16 protein-coding genes and 1 pseudogene are annotated in these 16104 nt (G+C 35.3%); 6 read left to right on the top strand and 11 right to left on the bottom strand.

Translation table 11 applies throughout. The annotated features are described in order from the left end of the window. Positions 1–269: 269 nt before the first annotated feature. Positions 270–1613: an MFS transporter gene (locus tag HJG58_RS08460; RefSeq protein ID WP_170248559.1), complete on the top strand. Its 1344-nt coding sequence runs from the start codon at positions 270–272 to the stop codon at positions 1611–1613. Positions 1614–1681: 68 nt separating this feature from the next. On the opposite strand, the gene HJG58_RS08455 is transcribed toward HJG58_RS08460, so the two are convergent. The 7 genes and pseudogenes from HJG58_RS08455 to HJG58_RS08425 all read right to left on the bottom strand — a co-directional run bounded on the left by HJG58_RS08455 (position 1682) and on the right by HJG58_RS08425 (position 6882). Then, positions 1682–2668, bottom strand: coding sequence for an AraC family transcriptional regulator (locus tag HJG58_RS08455; RefSeq protein WP_170248558.1), 987 nt, complete (start codon positions 2666–2668; stop codon positions 1682–1684). 328 nt (positions 2669–2996) lie between these two features. Continuing rightward, positions 2997–3782 carry a 3-hydroxybutyrate dehydrogenase gene (locus HJG58_RS08450; RefSeq protein WP_170248557.1) on the bottom strand — a complete coding sequence of 262 codons (786 nt, stop codon included), beginning with the start codon at positions 3780–3782 and terminating at the stop codon, positions 2997–2999. A gap of 33 nt (positions 3783–3815) precedes the next feature. Then, positions 3816–5237 (bottom strand): GntP family permease, encoded by a 1422-nt coding sequence (locus HJG58_RS08445; RefSeq protein ID WP_216076545.1) that lies wholly within the window; start codon positions 5235–5237, stop codon positions 3816–3818. A gap of 398 nt (positions 5238–5635) precedes the next feature. Continuing rightward, a pseudogene (locus tag HJG58_RS08440) lies at positions 5636–5744 on the bottom strand (hypothetical protein). Between the two features lie 109 nt (positions 5745–5853). Further along, positions 5854–6255, bottom strand: a complete 402-nt coding sequence (locus HJG58_RS19165; RefSeq protein ID WP_328704528.1) for a J517_1871 family lipoprotein — start codon at positions 6253–6255, stop codon at positions 5854–5856. A gap of 56 nt (positions 6256–6311) precedes the next feature. Continuing rightward, positions 6312–6425, bottom strand: a complete 114-nt coding sequence (locus tag HJG58_RS08430; protein WP_170248556.1) for a hypothetical protein — start codon at positions 6423–6425, stop codon at positions 6312–6314. A 103-nt stretch (positions 6426–6528) separates the two neighbouring features. Next, a complete protein-coding gene (locus HJG58_RS08425) occupies positions 6529–6882 on the bottom strand; it encodes a hypothetical protein (protein ID WP_081037755.1) in 354 nt (117 codons plus the stop codon). Positions 6883–7442: 560 nt separating this feature from the next. Here HJG58_RS08425 and HJG58_RS08420 point away from each other — a divergent pair. From HJG58_RS08420 to HJG58_RS08400, 5 genes are all read left to right on the top strand, one after another. After that, positions 7443–8324, top strand: a complete 882-nt coding sequence (locus tag HJG58_RS08420) for a LysR family transcriptional regulator (RefSeq protein ID WP_170248555.1) — start codon at positions 7443–7445, stop codon at positions 8322–8324. A gap of 245 nt (positions 8325–8569) precedes the next feature. After that, entirely contained in the window at positions 8570–9274 is a 705-nt protein-coding gene (locus HJG58_RS08415; RefSeq protein WP_170248554.1) for a CoA transferase subunit A, read from the top strand. Between the two features lies 1 nt (position 9275). Next, positions 9276–9917 (top strand): 3-oxoacid CoA-transferase subunit B, encoded by a 642-nt coding sequence (locus tag HJG58_RS08410; RefSeq protein WP_014206696.1) that lies wholly within the window; start codon positions 9276–9278, stop codon positions 9915–9917. Between the two features lie 116 nt (positions 9918–10033). Continuing rightward, positions 10034–11443, top strand: coding sequence for a short-chain fatty acid transporter (locus tag HJG58_RS08405; protein WP_170248553.1), 1410 nt, complete (start codon positions 10034–10036; stop codon positions 11441–11443). Positions 11444–11508: 65 nt separating this feature from the next. Continuing rightward, positions 11509–12681, top strand: a complete 1173-nt coding sequence (locus HJG58_RS08400; protein WP_170248552.1) for a thiolase family protein — start codon at positions 11509–11511, stop codon at positions 12679–12681. A gap of 49 nt (positions 12682–12730) precedes the next feature. On the opposite strand, the gene HJG58_RS08395 is transcribed toward HJG58_RS08400, so the two are convergent. The 4 genes from HJG58_RS08395 to HJG58_RS08380 all read right to left on the bottom strand — a co-directional run bounded on the left by HJG58_RS08395 (position 12731) and on the right by HJG58_RS08380 (position 15810). Continuing rightward, on the bottom strand, positions 12731–13624 hold the full coding sequence (locus HJG58_RS08395; RefSeq protein ID WP_003651675.1) for a LysR family transcriptional regulator: 894 nt from the start codon (positions 13622–13624) through the stop codon (positions 12731–12733). A gap of 233 nt (positions 13625–13857) precedes the next feature. Beyond that, positions 13858–14751, bottom strand: a complete 894-nt coding sequence (locus HJG58_RS08390; RefSeq protein ID WP_170248551.1) for a LysR substrate-binding domain-containing protein — start codon at positions 14749–14751, stop codon at positions 13858–13860. Positions 14752–15297: 546 nt separating this feature from the next. Then, complete coding sequence (locus HJG58_RS08385; RefSeq protein ID WP_080649678.1) at positions 15298–15519, bottom strand: hypothetical protein; 222 nt, start codon at positions 15517–15519, stop codon at positions 15298–15300. A gap of 108 nt (positions 15520–15627) precedes the next feature. Beyond that, a complete protein-coding gene (locus tag HJG58_RS08380; protein ID WP_002113649.1) occupies positions 15628–15810 on the bottom strand; it encodes a hypothetical protein in 183 nt (60 codons plus the stop codon). Positions 15811–16104 lie beyond the last annotated feature (294 nt).

Below are 16104 nucleotides of genomic sequence, written 5' to 3'. Positions count from 1 at the left end.
TCCAAAAGCTGCAATCATTATCCAATCTCTGCGCAATTATCAAAATCAATCAAACTGGATAAAAATTAGAAACAAAGAAACATCTATATTTCAAAACTTAAATTAAAAAATTAAATTACTGCTTTTTATCTAATTTGGAAAATATGGATGAAGATTAGGACTTATTGGATAGTGAAGACTGGCTAAAAATAGTTCAATCAAAGATACAGGTTTTGTAACGAATACATTGAATTACTCAGGGAATTAAATAATTTTAAGAAGGAATACATATGAAAACGATAGATGCAAACACGATTATCAATCGCGAAAAACTGTCTCCATTACAGTGGATGGTTTTTATCCTAGGCTTTTTTGTCTTCTTCTGTGATGGTCTAGATACAGGAATTATTGGTTTTGTTGCTCCAGCATTGCTCGACGATTGGGGAATTACCAAGCCTCAGCTTGCTCCAGTTTTAAGTGCTGCTTTAGTTGGTATGTCGATTGGTGCAATTATTTCTGGGCCTCTATCCGATAAGTTTGGCCGTAAAGGCGTTATTGTTGTTACAAGCCTTTTATTTTCCATATTTACGATTTTGTGTGGCTTTGCTAATTCAACTCAAGACTTAATGATTTATCGCTTTATTACAGGTATTGGTTTAGGCGCAGCCATGCCCAACATCAGTACGATTGTTTCTGAGTATATGCCTGTAAAACGTAAAGCATTCCTTACAGGCCTTGCTGGCTGTGGATTTATGCTGGGTATTTCTTGTGGCGGTGTCCTGTCAGCTTATCTGTTAGAAAGCTATGGCTGGGCAAAAGTGATTATTGTTGGCGGAAGCATTCCTCTAATTTTAGTGGTTGCTTTGTTGTTTAAATTACCTGAATCAACTCAATACTTAATCACACGTCATCAACAAGACAAAGCACAGCGTATATTAGAGAATATTCAAGGTCATTCTTTTCAAGAGCCGGTAAAACTTGTTATAACTCAAGCTGAAACTGCATCAGATGAAAATCCGGTTAAAGTGGTTTTAGGAAAATATCTGTGGGGTTCAAGCATGCTTTGGCTTTGCTGCTTTACCAGTCTTTTGGTGTTCTATCTTTTAACAAGCTGGATGCCAACGATTTTAAAAACAGCAGGTTTTAGTACTCAACAGTTTAGTTTAATTGCTGCGATTTTCCCTTTTGGTGGTGTGATTGGCGCAACCATTATGGGGTGGTATATGGATAAACTGAATCCAACCACAGTCATTAAATATTCATATCTGATTGCCTTCGGCCTATTCATTGTTGCAGGTCTAGTAAGCTCAAATATTTTATTATTAGGTCTTACTATTTTCTTAATTGGTGCATTACTCGCAGGCGCTCAATCTTCATTACTGCCACTTGCAGCTATGTTCTATCCAGCAGTGTGTCGTGCAGTTGGTGTTTCATGGATGCATGGTATTGGTCGTATCGGTGCAATTTTAGGCGCTTTCTTTGGCTCGCTCATTTTCACTTTTAACTTAAGCTTAAGCGGTATTTTCTTTATTCTCGCACTACCAACCTTCATCTCATTTATTGCACTTAGCCTGAAAGTGATTTATGAGAAATCTAAAAACAAACAAGTGTTAAAGCTAGAAAAAAGTCTATAAATATCAATCGATAAATAAAAAACTGATTTAGGCAACTAAATCAGTTTTTTTAATGGGAAAATTAAATATCAGAAAATTTTGCCTTTGGTCTCACTTGGATTTTCACCAAACTCTTCACGATATTCTTGAGAAAAACGACTTAAATGGTTAAAGCCCCAGTCATAGGCAAGCTTTGAAATAGAAACCTTTCTATCTACACCTGTTGTGCTCAGGATTTTGTAAATTTGTTGGAGGCGATATTTTTTTAAATACGACATTGGGCTGGTGCCATAGTATTGTTGAAATTCATCATACAATTTTGATTTTGAAACCCCAGCCAGACGCTGCAAGTCTTCTGCACAGATTTCTTCATGTGCATGTTCAATAATAAAATTACGAACCTTACGGATATAAGCAGGCTCATCCTGATGTGAAAGTGACTTTAAAGCTTCAGAATAGTTGTTTTCTTGAGACAACAATAACGCTTTAATTACAAAATTTTCATAGTCTTCAGATAACATCTGCAAACCATAAAAATTACTATATTGCGATTTTAGCTGTAAAAAATTCTGAATATTTTTCCACCACGCACCAATAAGTTGCTCAGAGTCTAAGTGCATTTCAGGATTAAAAATAATGGGAGCTTCTATAGGTTTATTCAGTAGATCTGCAAGAACAATCTGCATACTTCGCTCAGGAATAACCACCTGAAATTTTCTGCAATCTTTATCGATAATCAAATCTTGCTGATCGTTATTAGAAACAATAAGGCCCCTGTTTTCATCAGATTGATAATGAGCGCCACGAATATTAAGAGCTTGTCGACCTTGTATAGGTAAACTAATGCTATACGCTTTTAAATTTGAGATGTTGATGGCAACGTTTGCACCATAACTGATTGTACCGATCGCCATTTTTTTATTAGGCAAACGCATTCCGTCATAGTGAAAATCGAGAGTGTCTTTGTAAATTGTGTCTAGACGGTGTTCACCACAAATTGTGGACATCAAATTCTGCGCAAATTCAGCTTTGCGTGAATAATGATTGAGTTCCATCTGTTGGCTGAGTGATATCATATCCTTTTCACCTAGCTAAATAACTTATTGCTTAAAAAGCAACTTGTATGCCAATTAATATCCTTTAATTGACGAGTTTTCCTGAAAAATATCGAATCAAGAAAGAGAGTAAAGATTACTTTCTCATACTCTATTAAATTTTAAAAATAGAAATAAGTTAAATACCTTTAAAGTATAATTTCATACCTTAACGAATTTATTTTATTAGATTTTTTATAAGCAAATAGAGTAGAGATAAATCATTATTTTGAACAGGAGACTATCGTAAATTTTTAACGAATAAAAAAACCGCCTATTTTAAATAAGCGGCTTTTATAAAATACTTAAATTATTGGGCGGTGTAACCACCATCCATAACAACAGCTTGGCCTGTTACCCCACCTGCTTTGCTACTCGCAAGGAAAATCGCATAGTCAGCAATTTCTTCAACAGATAGCAAACGCTTTTGAGGAACCATTGCCAAAATTACATCTTCAAGTGCGCTGTCTAAACTCACATTACGGGTTTTAGCCAAATCTGCAATTTGACCACGGACCAATGGTGTATCTACATACCCCGGACATAAAGCATTTACCGTAATACCATCACGTGCACATTCCAAAGCTGCAACTTTTGTTAGGCCAATTACGCCGTGTTTAGCACTGTTATAACCTGCCTTTCCAGCGAAACCAATCAAGCCATTAATTGAAGCCATATTAATAATACGGCCATATTTTTGAGCTTTCATAATTGGAAGAACATGTTTAATTCCAATAAATGCCCCCGTTAACATGACTTGAACTAACTTTTGAAAAACAGCAGTTGGAAACTCTTCAATAGGCGCAACATGCTGGAAACCAGCATTATTAATTAAGATATCAACTGTACCAAAGGTCTTTTGAGTGAGCTCAATGGCTTGTTCATAAGCATCTTCATCGGTCACATCACATGGTGCAGATAATGCATCAAAACCTTGCTCTTTAAGTGAGTTCGCCGTTTCTTGACACTTTTCAGCATTCATATCAGAAATAACAACTTTGGCACCTTCTTGAGCAAATTTCTTAGCAATCTCTAGACCGATACCACTTGCAGAACCTGTAATAAAAGCGACCTTACCGTCTAAAAGTTTTGTCATTTATTTACTCCTTAATACTTATAACGTGCTGACTTAAACAATACCCGTTACGGTAAAGACCGTAATCACCACAAATACCGCTACCGTTTTAATTACCGTAACTGCAAAAATATCTTTATACGACTGTTTATGGGTTAAACCCGTAACAGCGAGTAAAGTGATAACAGCACCATTATGCGGTAAGGTATCCATACCACCCGATGCCATTGCAACCACACGGTGCATGACTTCTGGTGGAATACCCGCGGCTAAAATCGCGGCGTTATATTGTTCAGCCATGGCACTTAAAGCGATACTCATACCACCAGAAGCGGAACCGGTAATACCTGCTAAAACGGTTGTGGTCACAGCCCCATTCACTAAAGGATTTGTAAAGGTACTGCTCATTGCATGGCTAATCAGGGCAAAGCCTGGTAATGACGCAATAATTGCACCGAAACCATACTCAGAAGCTGTATTCATCACCGCTAAAAGTGAACCACCAATACTGGCATTAATGCCTTCTTTGAAGTTCGTCACTACACGCTGATAATCAAATAAAATTGCAGAAATAATCCCGACAATAAGCGCAAGGCCCACCGCCCAGATTGCACCAGTTTTTGCAACATCTACGGTGTAATCAGCAAGACCAACTGCGGCAAAATCAAAGCCATTTGGATACCACTCTTTGATTGCTTTAGACAAATATTTGTTCATTACAGCAACAAGAATGAGGGGTACAAATGCTAAAAACTGACGAGCCGTACTTCCATTATTTTGCAAGTTCATATCGGCTTCAATCTCTTGAGACGGCGTATTATCTATACCAAAACCAGAGTATCCCTCACCAGCTTTTACAGCTGCACGGCGACGCCATTCCAAGTAAGCCAAACCCATGCATAGAACAAAAATTGCACCGATAATTCCTAGAAAGGGTGCGGCATAAATATTGGTGCCAAAGAATGTAGTTGGAATTACGTTCTGTATTTGTGGCGTACCCGGCAAAGCATCCATGGTAAATGTAAATGCACCGAGCGCGATGGTTCCCGGAATTAAGCGTTTGGGAATGTTTGCTTGTCTAAAAAGCTGGTTAGCAAAAGGATAAATGGCAAATACAGCAACAAATAAACTTACACCGCTATATGTTAAAATTGCACCTAACAATACAACGGTTAAAATTGCTTTTTTTGCTCCAATCCATCTCACAATGGTTCGTGCAATAGACTCAGCAATTCCTGACATTTCAACAACTTTACCGAAAATTGCCCCGAGCAAAAACACAAGAAAGTAATCTTTAATAAAGTTCACCATTTTGGGCATAAATACACCCGAATAAAACGGTAAGACATTGGCTGGGTTAATGAGTAAAACAGCAAGTAAGGCACAAATGGGTGCCATGAGAATGACAGAAAAGCCCTTGTAAGCTGTATACATTAACAGCCCAAGTGAAAGTAGAATTACAAATAATTCCCACATATATTCTTTCTCCCTAAAGAATAGATATTAGGTTCAATAAAATTACCAAAAGATATTTAGGTTATCCCAAACCTATAATGATAAAAATCACAACATCTATGATTGGTAATAGGTAAATGAGCTTAAAAATAAAATATCACTAAAATATTTAAAAACAATGTAATTTATTTAAATTTTAAAATAACAATAAAATACAATGACTTATATTATTTAAATGGTAGAATACCAGCATTTTAAAAGCCATTACTTTTTAATAAAACTTATTAATTATTGAGTAAATTAAATTAATATCTCTACATTATTTAATAAAGACAATTAAATAATATATTTTTTAAAATAATTTGATAAATATAATTCATCTTATTCTTTTGAAATATTACGCAGATAATTTTCTATCTTTATTTGAATAAATCAATTTGAAGCTTAATCATCAAAAGATTAGAACAGGAATATAGAGTCGTGTTTTTTAATAGTCTCATCTTTACTCAAAAACGGCGTTTGGTTTATTAAAAGTAAAGAAAAAAGCTTATATGAAAATACAACTCTTAGCTTGTTTAATGACTATTAATGTTATCTTGCATGGAAAAGCCTATGATAGCTAATAACAAAGAGGCCTCTATAACTCTTTGACACACTTTAATGAAGCTGCCTTTAAGTCATCATCGGCTTCGTAGATCATATTTGAAGTGGAGGCACTTAAAATTGTTCTCGCTTCGAGTATATCTTTGTTAAGTAACCTAACTTCTAGAACCATACCATTTTGAATGTAAATCATATTATTTGCATACTTAACTTTGTTTAATACAATATGACCGCTAGTATCTTCACAAAGTATTCCATTACCGTCTGAGTCAAGTCTTATTGTTGATATGTTAGGGTCGATCGAAAACGTCCATATACCTGATACCGAAGGTATTGATGGTTGTACTTCACTAAATTTATTATTAATGATTTGAGTTGTTGGGGTTACACATCCACTTAATGAAAAAATTAAGCTTAATGAAATTATCTTTTTCATGAAATTACTCCTTTTAATTATGACTAAAACTTAACAGTTCAGAAAATAAAAAACTATCAGTTCATATAGCACCCTACTCCATACACACTAGAACTGATTGAACCAATATGAGATGTTTGATATGCATCAATACCTACAATAGAGACCACAAAAGATTGCACGACCTCCATAGTGATTTTCTTTACCTTATCTTCATCTTCTACTTATTTTGCCACACCAAGACTAGAACTAATCGGCTTATCCTTTTCCAGCCCACATATATCTCTGAAAAATTTAATATTTAATTGATATCCATATTCCGGAAACAAAACTAAAAATTAGATAAATAAATGCAGCAATAATTACGGAAAAAAGGACTATGATGACTCCGTTAGTGATATGGTCTCCATTGGTATCATTCTCAGTGTTTTCCTTGGGATTAATTATCATTGGGGTATTTAAAGATTTTTTTGCCTCATAGAATCCCCAGCCTATACCCAGCAAAACAATTAGTACCGCAAAACCAACTCCAATATCATAAATAACTTCCTCAGCAGCATATTTATCATTTGAAGCTGAAACACACTTTTCAAAGTATTTTTTTTCAATTTCAGACAGTGTGGAGATTGATTTTTGATCTTTAAACATATCTTTAAAATGGATATTGCATGTCTCAATAAATTCTTCTTTATCGTCAGTTCCATCTCCCTCGTAATTACTTGGACGTGAAATATATATTGAACTATGTGTAGTTGTAGCCATCTAATTACAGTAATTTATATACAAAATGATAGTTTAATTGATAGTAAAAAATATTCAATTTAGGCCTTACTCAAATGAATCAAAAACCAATGGCAATGACATGTTCAAACCTTTCATATGATTTTTATAAAGCCTTATCTCAAAATAGTAAAAATTAATATATTCTTTTGATACTTACTAACTAAATTATAAAAGTGCCGTTCACTCATTAAGGCTTAAAAGTTGCTCGTCAAGCAATCTGGTTAGGTCATTTATTTTTTCATTTAGTTGGAATGGCTCTATATTTTGCTAATAACACAGATGAGTTCTGTTGGGAAAATTTACTGAAGTAGCTCATCTTATTGCTCTTTATTTCTTTTTCTTAATTTTTTTCAAAAAACATCATATTAGACAAATTTTCGTATAAATTACCCTTCTAGATGAGTTGGGCAATCCAAAGGAAAGAAATGACGCTTAAACAATTAAAAGCTTTTTTAGCTCTTGCGCGTACCCTCAACTATGCCAATGCTTCCTTAGAGTTACATCTAAGCCAGTCTGCTTTAAGCCTCACTATCAAAAGCCTAGAAGAAGAATTAGGCGGAAAATTATTTAATCGTAATACACGCCGAGTTGAGCTTACACAGGAAGGCAAATCTCTCATTCCCTATGCTAAAAAGTTACTTGCCAATTGGGATGAAATGGAGAATGACGTTAAACAACGCTTTAAACTCAATCGAGGAACATTAAGTATTGCTTCAATGCCCTTTGTGACTCATGCAATTTTGCCTGAGGTGATTCATCAATTCTTAGAACTTCATCCCAATCTTAACTTTTCAATTCACGATATTCCCAACGAGAACATTATAGAAAAAGTACAAGATGGTATTTTCGAGCTTGGTATCTGCTTTGAACCTGATCTCACCGAAGGCTTAGAATTTAGACCTTTGTTTGAAGAAGATTTCTTAGCTCTATTACCTAAGACTCACCCACTTGCTCAATCACCTTCTATTACATGGTCGGAGCTTTGTTCAAACCCATTCGTGACCTTGCAAAAACCTTCAATTGTTCGATATTTAGTTGAACAAAATTGTTTGCGAAATAATATAACGCTCGATTTAAAAGTTGAATGTCATCAAATTTCATCACTCTCAAGTTTCGTTGCTTATGGAATTGGGGTAAGTGCGATTCCAAGGCATTTTGCTAAACACATTGATAAAGAACATAACGTCCTCATTGAATTAAAGGATGAAGCTATTCATAAAACTGTGGGAATTGTTTATAAAAAGAATTTTGAAATTTCAAATATTTCGACTCAATTTATTGAGGCTTTGGTGCAATATAAATTTTAAAAAATTAAAGACTGCATTTTAGGATGTGCTAAGCATACGCTTAAACCAAGTTTATTAATTATTATAACTTTCAATACATTAATGCAAATTCATGAAGATTTTAGCATTCTATACATCTAATTTTTTGTTGTTAATTTGATAGCATTCATTGAATATACTCATTAATCCTTTAAAAAAATTAACTTCTATAACGCAAAATGTGATGCTAAAACTAAGATTACTAAGGGATATAGGATAACAATAGAATGAATAAAGTTTATGCCAATGCAGAGGCAGCAATAAAAGACGTTATTGCAGATAATCAAACACTTGCCGTAGGCGGTTTTGGTCTATGTGGAATCCCAGAAAACCTGATTGTTGCAGTTAAACAAAGTGGTGTGACTGGTCTCACATGTATTTCAAATAACGCTGGTGTAGATGATTTTGGTTTAGGTATATTGCTTCAAACCAAACAGATCAAAAAAATGATCTCTTCTTATGTTGGTGAAAACAAAGAGTTCGAGCGCCAATATTTAAATGGTGAATTAGAAGTTGAACTAACCCCACAAGGCACCTTAGCAGAAAAGTTACGTGCTGGAGGTGCTGGAATTCCAGCATTCTACACACAAACTGGCGTAGGTACACTCATTGCTGATGGTAAGGAAGAACGTACCTTTAATGGCAAAAACTACATTTTAGAAGAATCTTTAACAGCAGATGTAGCTCTTGTTAAGGCCTATAAGGCAGACAAGGCCGGTAACTTAGTATTCCGTAAAACTGCTCAGAATTTTAACCCTGAATGTGCGATGGCTGGCAAAATTACAATCGCCGAAGTTGAACAGGTTGTTGAAATTGGTGAATTAGATCCAGATGAGATCCATTTAGCGGGTATCTATGTAAACCGCATTGTACTTAATGCGTCACCTGAAAAACGTATTGAGCATAAAACTTTAAGCACGGAGGCAGTATAAAATGGCTTGGTCACGTAATGAAATGGCACAACGTGCTGCAAAAGAACTTGAAGACGGTTTTTATGTCAATTTAGGTATTGGCTTACCTACCCTCGTTGCTAATTATATTCCTGAAAATATTAATGTTTGGCTTCAATCTGAGAATGGCCTATTAGGTATTGGTGAATTTCCGACAGAAGAAACTGTCGATGCCGATTTAATTAACGCCGGTAAACAAACTGTTACAGCTCGCCCTGGTGCTGCTTTTTTCTCAAGTTCAGAATCTTTTGCCATGATTCGCGGTGGCCATGTCAACATTGCAATTTTAGGCGCAATGGAAGTTTCCGAAAATGGTGACTTAGCGAACTGGATGATTCCGGGTAAGAAAGTCAAAGGTATGGGCGGTGCAATGGACTTGGTTGTTGGTGTCCAAAAAGTTGTAGTGCTTATGGAACACTGTGCAAAAGATGGTACGCCAAAGATCGTGAAAAACTGTAGCCTACCTTTAACAGGTAAAGGTGTGGTTCACCGCGTCATTACTGACTTAGGCGTAATGGACATTACACCTCAAGGTGTAGAGCTCATTGAACTTGCTAAAGATGTCACGCTTGAACAGATTCAAGCTGCTACAGGTGTCGAGTTTTATAAAACCTTAGTTGCGTAAATTCTAATTTTTAGTTAGCCAGATAAGACTTAAGTTACAAAGTTAGCTTAAGTCTTAGCCCTTTTAAGCACCGGATGTGCTGTTTATAAATAAGAACGAGAAGGATTTTTTCAGCTATGGAAAAACAACAAGGAATTTTTGAAAGATTTGCCCTTCGGATTAGTGACTGGTCTGAAAAATGGTTTCCTGATTCATATATTTTTGCATTACTTGGCGTCATTATCGTGTCAGTTGCCTCTTTAGGTATTGGTGCACCTATTCACGATGTCGCGACTTCCTTCGGTAACGGTTTCTGGAATCTTATTCCCTTTACCCTGCAAATGACGATGCTCATTATTGTGGGTTATGTCGTTTCTGTATCTAAGCCCGTAAAATTCCTAATCCAAAAAATGGCACGTATTCCAAATTCTGGACGTGGTGCTATTGTTTTAGTTGCAACTGTCAGCTTGTTAATTTCATTAGTCAATTGGGCAGTAAGTACGATTCTTACTGCACTTTTAGTGATTGCATTAGCAAAACGTAAAGAGCTGAACATGGATTACCGTGCAGCAGCGGCGGCGGCAATTATTGGTATGGGAGCAACTTGGGCACTTGGAATTAGCTCTTCGGCAGCACAGCTTCAAGCGAATAAAACCAGTTTACCTGAGTCAATTTATAACCTAACAGGGGTTATTCCATTTACCGAAACGATTTTCCTTTGGCAATCAATTGCGATGACCATTATTTTGGTCATTGTATCTATCGCAATCGCTTACTGGTCAGCTCCAAAAGGCAATAATGTTAAAACAATTGATAGTTTTGATGTTCAATTTGAAGAAGACAAACCACATGAGGAAAAATCGACGCGTCCGGGTGATTGGTTAGAAAACTCGCCTATCTTAACGATTATTGTGGTCGTATTAGGCTTAATCTGGATGTTTTTTGAATTTTCAAAAAGCAATCCAATCATTGCTATTTCAAGTTTAAACACATACAACTTTGTGTTTTTAATGCTTGGGTTAGCCTTGCATGGAACACCAAGAAACTTCTTAAATGCTGTTTCAAAGGCAGTTCCAGCTGTATCAGGAATCTTAATTCAGTTTCCACTTTATGGAAGCATCGCTTTTATTATGACGCAAGCTTTAAACAGTCAAGATTTATCGCTGTCGCATTATATAGCTGAGTTTTTCGTTTCAATCGCTTCAAAAGAAACCTTTGCAATCGTGATGGGGATTTACTCTGCGATTCTTGGGTTCTTTGTACCGTCTGGTGGTGGAAAATGGATTATTGAAGCCCCATATGTTATGCAAGCAGCCAATGATTTGAAAGTTCATTTAGGCTGGTCTGTACAAATTTATAATGCAGCCGAAGCTTTACCGAACTTAATTAATCCATTCTTTATGCTTCCAATGTTAGGCATTCTAAAACTAAAAGCAAAAGATGTGATTGGTTTTACAGTCACTCAACTCGTTGTGCATTTTCCGTTAGTTTTATTTTTATTATGGTTCTTTGGAAGAACGCTTAGCTATACCCCACCTACTTTTTAATTTACCGGCGCCTTTAGTTTCGGCTAAAGGCAAATTTAGCAAATACATTAATAAGAGATATTAAGATGAGTTCAATTGTTATAGTTTCAGGTAGCCGTACTGCAATGGGCGGTTTTCAAGGCAGCCTATCGGCTTTAACTGCACCAGAACTTGGCGCTGCTGTTATCCGTGAATCGATCCAACGTGCAGGTGTTAAACCTGAACAAGTAGATGAAGTTATTTTTGGTTGCGTATTAAGTGCGGGTATTGGCCAAGGTCCTGCTCGTCAGGCGATGCGTAAAGCTGGTGTACCTGATCATGTCGGCGCTGTCACCATTAATAAACTTTGTGGCTCTGCCATGAAAGCGGTGTTAATGGCATCAGATACTCTAAAAGCAGGCAGTGCCAATATTATTGTGGCTGGTGGTATGGAATCTATGACCAATGCGCCTTATATTTTACCCAAAGCTCGTGGTGGTTACCGTATGGGTCACGGTGAGATTAAGGACCATATGTTTTTAGATGGCCTTGAAGATGCAGAAACAGGCCGTTTAATGGGTTCTTTTGCTCAAGACATGGCAAATACCAAAGGCTTTACCCGTGAGCAAATGGATAACTTTGCGATTTCTTCACTTAAAAAAGCGCAAACTGCCATTACCGAAGGTTACTTCAAAGAAGAAATTGTTCCTGTTGAAGTCAAAACACGTAAGGGTGTCGAAGTTATCGATCAAGATGAGCAACCATTAAAAGCAAATCTTGAGAAAATTCCGACTTTACGTCCTGCTTTTAGCAAGGACGGTACAATTACAGCTGCAAACTCAAGCTCAATTTCTGATGGTGCTGCTGCGTTAGTACTCACCACTGAAGAATATGCTCAAAGTCATGGTTTAAATACTTTGGCAAAAATTGTTGCAACTTCTACTCACTCACAACATCCAAGCGAATTTACCATTGCTCCGATTAGTGCAATTCAGAAAGTACTTGAGCGCGCTGGCTGGTCTGTTGATGAAGTAGATGCTTGGGAAATTAATGAAGCTTTTGCAATGGTAGCAATGGCACCGATTCATGAACTCGGCATTGATGAAGCAAAAGTAAATGTACATGGCGGTGCTTGTGCTTTAGGCCATCCAATTGGCGCAACTGGCTCAAGAATTATTCTTTCTCTTATCTATGCTTTAAAACGCCTTGGTAAAAAGAAAGGTGTTGCTGCATTATGTATCGGTGGTGGTGAAGCTACAGCTGTCGCAATTGAAGTCTAAAAATCAAACCACGCAGAAGGTGTAAGAATTTTTCTTACCCCTTCTTTTTTTAAACTTTAAAAAGTTCATAACAGGTTTGACGGAACCATTTATGGCTACTTTTATGATGGCAAGACATATGCCAATGTTGTTTAACATCATAAGTTGGGAAGTCTAGAGGTGCTGGTAAAATCTGTAAATTTTCTCTCACCAATAAGACTTGGCTTAAATAATAAGGCACGGTTGCGATCGCATCTGTTTCTTGAACGACTAATCCCACTCCAAGATAGCTCGGTAATCGAATTAAAATATTTCGATCCAATCCTTTGTTCTGTAATTCATTTTTAATATGGTAGTGCCCGATTCCCGCATCAATATCGATATGATACTCGCGCATATAATCATCTAAAGTAAAATTATTTGGGTCTAAACGAGGATGGCTCTTAGAGCTAATCACAACATAATGTTGTTTAAAAAACTTTTGTTGATAAAAGCCTTCTTCTAACTGCGGTAAAAAGCCAATTGCAAGATCAATCTCACCATTTGCCATTTGATAGCTAGTTTCTGGCGTAATCGGCCTAATATTCAAGCGAATTAAAGGGGCTTTCTCTTTTAAATAGTTTGTTAATTGCGGTAATAAAACCAGATGAGATACATCTGTCATCGCAATTGTAAAAAGCTGATCTGAAGTTAGCGGATCAAAGTTCACACTAAAGTTATTAATGCTTTCTACTTTATCAATAACTTCACTAATGAGTGGAAAAATCTCCTTTGCTAATTCAGTTGGAATCATTTCATTCCCAACACGAATAAAAAGTGGATCATTAAAATGCTGACGGATTTTGTTCAGTCCATTACTAACGCTCGGTTGTGTAAGGCCAATCGCATCAGCAGCCATTGAAACACTTTTAAACCGATAAATATGATAAAAAATATTTAGTAATCTACTATCTAGATCAAACAAAATTGTCTCCGTCTGGATCAAATAATCCATTCAAAAGGAATAAAATCAGGTACAGCATATATAAAAATGCCTACTAAATTTCTGAATTATTGATATATGGTCTAAATTAACAAAGAATCTAGACCATGAGCAATGCTTTATAAAGCCTTTCATCACAAAGACAAAGGTACGAGTTATTTAATTGATTACTTTGTATGTAAATATCTTGAAGACATCACATATCATTATAAATTTTAATCATGCTGAGTTTGGAAGCCCTTCCAGATTTGCTGAACTGATTTGTTATCACTCAAATTATTTTTAAAAATATAAATATCCTGTGGCAGACAATATTCGTTATGGTCCAACATAACCAATTTTTCGGTAGCGAGATCTTCCTCTACATTAATTTTTGGAATCCATGCCACACCTAAACCTTGTAATACAAGCTCTTTCAAGTTGGTGGCGTTGTCAGTTTCATATAAGGTTTTATAGATCAGTTTACCTTCAATCAATTGATCGACCAATTTGCGTAAATAAGCATGTTTACTATAAGCAAGTAATGAAAAGTTACTCTGAATTGTATGCTTAGGCGTATGGTCAGCCTCGGTAGCTGACACAGGAACAATTTCTGTTTCGGCGATCTTGATACCACTTAAAATATCATCACCAACTCGATTAATATTAGATCGATCTGCATAACAAATCATAAAATCGCAGGCTCCTTCTTTTAAAAGAGATAAGCCTTCTCCACTATTCGTTGCGACAATTTCGATTTTTAAATCACGCATAAATGTTGGGAATTTTTTTAAAAAAGTGGTCAAAAAACCCGATGCTAATGAATGAACAACACAGAAACGAATCGTAGATTCGGTTTCATTTTTGATATTTTTAATCAGCTTGGCTGTTTCTTCTACCTGCTTCTCAATATTTTTAGACATCACCAGCATAATTCGCCCAATGTCAGTAAATTCAATATTATTTTTATTATTTCGAATAATAACTTCAGCTCCAATCATCTCTTCTATTTGCTGAATTCTACGCGTAAACGCAGATTGACTAATAAATCGTTTTTCGGCTGCTTTTGAAATAGAACGCTCACGTTCTAGTGTTAAAAGGTCTTCTACCCAACGTACTTCTAAGTTCATTTTATGCATTCCCTTTTTATATTTATGTCCTTAATTTGTCTGGTTGGGAAGCTGAATAAATAGCTGAATCGATGAATAAAAATTATAAAACATGGGAGTACCTGCAAAAATGCGATGGAGGATTGGCAAAGCCAAACAATAAAAATAAGTATTGAATAATTCTGACATAGAAACGAGCGTAAGAGAATAAAAGACTTTGATTTAACTCAATAACTCAAACAAATATAAAATTATTGTTCTAAAAATTATTTTAAATCAAATAGTAAGGTTAATATAACTTAAGTAAATAACCAATTTCCCCTTAATAAAAAACAGAAATAATCACAAGATTTACTCAAGTTTTATTTTTAATAAAAAAAGTCCGCACCTTGGGGAAGAATACGGACTGTAAAACAGAAAAATTAATATCTTGTCTATTTTAGGACTTAAGCTCTCTGACCTAATAAATTCATTTAAATCAGAAGATATGCTTGCAGTATAGCTCAACCCAAAAAACCTGACTATTCTACTAAAGTATTTAACCTAAGACTGAATACATATGAATTTCTAATATTCACCAATGAGGTAATATAGCTTTCTTGAAATTTCAACCATCATATTAGAAGTATATTGAGTAATTTCAAAAACTTGCTTTTTCTGTGGATTGAACACCATATTGTCTTTTTCATCACTAAAAAAGATATAAGTAGTGTATTTATCCATGTGGTGAATATGCTCTTTTAAGTTTAATTTTTCCCCAGAATTGGGATCATAGGCGATAAACTTCATTCTCATGAATTTTGTCTCTATACATACAGTCTTTTACCTAAACTTAAAAAAGTCTAAGTAAAACAATATTTTGTTGAAAGATATAAAAGATTAACCTAAGAGCTGTAGCTACTTATAAGATATGGGTACAATACTATTGGCCTTATTTACAGAAGTTTCAGCAGAAGCGATAGATTGCTCTGCTTCTTTAAGCAGACGAGAAGTTTTAGACTCACTTTTCTCTTCACCATGGAAAAGTACATAGTATGTAAAACTTCCCAAGATAATTAATGCGGCTGTGACTTTTAACATAAACTTAAAACTAAAATTTTTTCATATTATAGTGGTTTTTATGTGAAATGCATCACATTTTTATGTAAATTTGTTAGATAAGCTCCACTTTAAAAGCTAATAATAAAGATAATTAAGTTGATATTTCACTTAAATTAATCAGTCTTAAATTTTGTAATAGGTTTCTTCTCAAAAATTAGATGACATTTCACTGTATCAAGCAATTTTTTTAATTAACCCTATCTTAATATTAAGATATTAATTTAAATAATAAAATTTAAGTTAAATTAGGAGATGTAAGTTAAATCTCCTCGT

This window comes from Acinetobacter geminorum (assembly GCF_013009345.1).
Taxonomy (GTDB): Bacteria; Pseudomonadota; Gammaproteobacteria; order Pseudomonadales; family Moraxellaceae; genus Acinetobacter; species Acinetobacter geminorum.
This window is presented reverse-complemented; position numbering and strand designations above follow the sequence as displayed.